A 440-nucleotide genomic window follows, 5' to 3' on the forward strand; every position below is an offset into this window, starting at 1 on the left:
TCCTTTCACTCAGCCTATATGTCGGCGCATTGGTTACATCGATCATATTCCCGTTGAGGAACCCTGCAATATCGCCAAACAACGGCTTTAGCTGGTTCGCCGGCAAGCTTGGAGTATTGCTGACAGTAGGGACAATACAGGCATTGCTTGTCGACTTTGCGCTATTGCAATGGCTTGGGCTCGAAGTGAAGAGTGTGCCTTACTTGATATTATTAAGTATTATTACAAGCTGGACATATCTGGCGATCATTCAGTTCCTGGTTACCGCCTTCGATAATCCAGGACGTTTTGTGGGAATCCTGATCTTAATTATGCAACTAACAAGCAGTGCAGGAACCTTCCCGATTGAACTATCGCCAAAGCTTTTCCAGCAATTGAACCAATACCTGCCGATGACCTATTCAATTGCAGGTTTCCGTTCGGTCATATCAACTGGCAAT

Annotated in this window: 1 protein-coding gene; it reads left to right on the plus strand. The window is 45.5% G+C overall.

Annotation, left to right across the window (positions count from 1 at the left end; all coding sequences use genetic code 11):
• Positions 1-440 (plus strand): YhgE/Pip family protein (locus tag AC2JF9_RS09400; protein WP_500727242.1); only part of this gene is annotated, 440 nt, incomplete at both ends.

This window comes from Lactobacillus sp. C449L, from assembly GCF_059900815.1.